The sequence below is a fragment of the Micromonospora sp. NPDC003776 genome (assembly GCF_053605645.1).
The window spans coordinates 1-3,255 of the sequence record NZ_JBSGJR010000684.1 but is presented as its reverse complement, the minus strand read 5'-3'; the positions used below and the strand labels follow the sequence as shown (position 1 = coordinate 3,255).

Annotated in this window: 2 protein-coding genes; both read right to left on the bottom strand. The window is 73.5% G+C overall.

Translation table 11 applies throughout. The features are described 5' to 3' along the window. Positions 1-2,800, bottom strand: a 2,800-nt coding sequence (locus ACWEVO_RS33280; protein ID WP_452311395.1) for a type I polyketide synthase, incomplete at its 3' end; no start/stop codon positions are given. 37 nt (positions 2,801-2,837) lie between these two features. After that, positions 2,838-3,221 carry a phosphopantetheine-binding protein gene (locus tag ACWEVO_RS33275; RefSeq protein WP_452311394.1) on the bottom strand — a complete coding sequence of 128 codons (384 nt, stop codon included), beginning with the start codon at positions 3,219-3,221 and terminating at the stop codon, positions 2,838-2,840. Between the last annotated feature and the right edge of the window lie 34 nt (positions 3,222-3,255).

The window sequence follows — 3,255 nt, the reverse complement described above, 5'->3', positions numbered from 1 at the left end:
GAGAAGGTTGTTGAAGGCCTGACCGAGCGTGGCGCCGACCGGATTGACAGGGGCGAAGCGACGCTCGAAGGAGAACAGCGTCCGCTCGTGACGGGCGGGGCCGGGTCTCGGCCGGGGCCGCCGCGACCTGCTCCACCGGGTCCGGCTCGACCCAGTAACGGCGGCGCTCGAACGGGTACGCGGGCAGCGGCACCCGGCGCGCGTCCGGGTCGGCGGCCGGGCGCACCGCCACGCCCGCGCACCACAGCGCGCCGGCACTGCCCAGCAGGGTGGCCAGGTCGCCGGTGGACTCGCCCGGCCCGGGCAGGCTGCCCAGCGGGGTGAGCTTGCGCTGCGCCTCGGACGCCTTGGCCACCTGCATCCGGGCCAGGTTGGCCAGCTGCTTGCCCGGCCCGCACTCGAGCAGCGCCCAGGTGCCCTCGGCGAGCAGGGTGGCGACGCAGGCGCCGAAGCGGACCGGCTGGCGCAGGTGCGCGGCCCAGTACGCCGGGTCGGTGGCCTGCGCCGCGGTGATCCAGGTGCCGGTCACGTTGGACAGGAACGGCACGGCCGGCGCGCGCAGCGGGACGCCGGCCATCAGCGCGGTGAACTCGGCGAGGATCGGCTCCATCATCGGCGAGTGGAACGCGTGCGAGGTGCGCAGCTTCTTGCACTTGCCCTTGAAGGTGGCGGCGAACTCCTCGATCAGCGCGCTCTCGCCGGCCACCACGCAGGTGCCGGGGCCGTTGACGGTGGCCACGGAGAGCCCCTCGGGCAGCCGCTCCGCCACCACCGACTCGTCCAGCGACACGGCGAGCATCGCGCCGGCCGGCAGGGAGTGCATGAGCCGGCCCCGGGCGGCCACCACCCGCAGCGCGTCCGGCAGGCTGAGCACGCCGGCCACGGTCGCGGCGACGTACTCGCCGATGGAGTGGCCGATCATCGCGGCCGGGGTCACGCCGGCCCGCTGCCACCCGGTGGCGAGGGCGTACTCGATGGTGAACAGGGCGGGCTGGGTGTAGCGGGTCTCGGTGAGCTTCTCCCCCGCCTCCGGGTCGCGGCCGAGGATCAGGTCGCGGATGTCCAGCCCCAGCTCCGGGCGGAGCAGCTCGGCGCACTCGTCCACGGTGGCGGCGAAGCCCTGGTCCTCGGCGTAGAGCTCGGCGCCCATGCCGGCGTACTGGGAGCCCTGCCCGGAGAACAGGAACGCCACGCTCGGGGCGGGACCGTCGGCCTGCCCGCGGTGTCCGCGGCGCGGATCACGGAGCACCGCGACCGCCGTCGCCGGATCCGTGGCGACCACGGCGGCACGGTGCGGGTACTCCTGGCGGCCGACCCGCAGCGTGTGCGCGACGTCGGCGAGCAGTCCCGGGCCGCCCTCGGTGGCGCTCTCCAGGTGGTCGGCGAGGCGTCGCACCGCGGCGTCCAGGGCGGTCGGGGTCTTCGCCGACACCTGGAGCAGGTGCGCCGGGCGGACCCGCCGCTCGCCCCGGTACGCCGCCGGCGCCTCCTCCAGCACCACGTGGGCGTTGGTGCCGCCGATGCCGAAGGAGCTGACCCCGGCCCGGCGCGGGCCGCCGTCGGTGTCCCACTTGGTCAGCGTGTTCGTCACGTAGAACGGGGTGTCGGCGAAGTCGATGGCCGGGTTCGGGGCCTCGTAGTTGATGGTCGGCGGGATCAGGCCGTGCTCCATGGCGAGCACCGTCTTGATCACGCTGACGATGCCGGAGGGCTGGCTGAGGTGGCCGATGTTGGATTTCACCGAGCCGATCCCGCACCAGCCCCGGTCGTCGGTGTTCGCGGTGTACACGGCGGAGAGCGCAGCCACCTCGATCGGGTCGCCGAGCGCGGTGCCGGTCCCGTGCGCCTCGACGTAGCTGATGCTGCGCGGGTCGATCCCGGCCATGCCGACCGCCTGGGCGACCGCCGCCATCTGGCCGTCGATGCTCGGCGCGGTGAAGCCGACCTTGCCGGCGCCGTCGTTGTTGATGGCGTTGCCGAGCACCACCGCGCGGATCGTGTCGCCGTCGGCGACCGCGTCGGAGAGCCGCTTGAGCAGGGTCACGCCGACGCCGCTGCCCCAGACCGTGCCGTTCGCCCCGGCGTCGAACGGGCGGCACCGGCCGTCCGGGGAGGTGAAGCCCTCCATGCCGAGGTAGCCCACGTGCGGCAGCTCGACGTTGACGCCACCGGCCAGGGCCATGTCGCACTCGCCGTTGCGCAGCGCCTCGCAGGCCAGGTGGAACGCCACCAGCGAGGTGGAGCAGGCGGTGTGCACGGTGAGGCTCGGCCCGCGCAGGTCCAGCCGGTACGACACGTTGGTGGCGACGTAGTTCGGCGAGTTGCTCGTGGCCAGGGAGACCGCGCCGTGCGGGCTGCCACCGACCCGCTTGTTGCGCAGCACGAACTTGTGCAGGTAGGTGTTGCCGCCGGTGCCGGCGTACACGCCGATCGCGCCGTCGTACCGGCCGGGGTCGTAGCCGCCGTCCTGCAGCGCGACGTAGCAGGACTCCAGGAAGAGCCGGTGCTGCGGGTCGGTCATCTCCGCCTCGCGGGCGGTCATCCCGAACAGGCCGGCGTCGAACTCGTCGTAGCCGTCGATCAGCGGGGCCCGGTTGACCCAGCCCGGGTCGTCCACCTCGTCCGGGCCGGCGCCCCGGGCGAGCTGCTCCTCCCGGGTCAGCTCGGTCGACGACTCGACGCCGTCGACCAGGTTGCGCCAGAACTCGCTGACGTCGTTGGCCCCGGGAACCCGGGCGGCGAGCCCGACGATCGCGATCGGTTCGATCTCGTCGTCGGTGGCGGGGATGTCGTTCTGCATCGCGGTTGTCCTTACCTGAGGCGGGGAGGGATGCCGGTCACGGTTGCTGCGGGCGTCGGGGTGGAACCCGGCGGGCCCGGCCGCGCCGGGCGGCGGCGCGCAGCGCGGCGCGCGCCAGTTCCGGCCGGTCGGCGAGCCCGTCGAGACTGGCCGCGAGGGCCTGTACGGTCGGGTGGCGGAACAGGTCGAGCATGGTGATCGAGCGGCCGGTGGCCTCGGTGAGCCGGGCGTGCACGGCGGCCAGGGCCATCGAGTGGCCGCCGATGTCGAAGAAGTTGTCCGTGAGCCCGACCCGGTCCCGGCCGAGCACCTCCCGCCAGATCCCGGCGATCAGCTCCTCGGTGCCGGTGAGCGTGCCGGGCCCGGCGGGCAGCAGTAAATGTCCAGGCTGTTGCTGCTGATCATCGAGAGGTAGAGGCATGGCCAAGCTGATCTACGTGACGAATGTGTCGCTT

Coding starts and splice junctions, on each gene's coding strand:
- ACWEVO_RS33275 (WP_452311394.1), bottom strand. CDS start 3,221: ATGCCTCTACCTCTCGATGATCAGCAGCAACAGCCTGGACATTTACTG.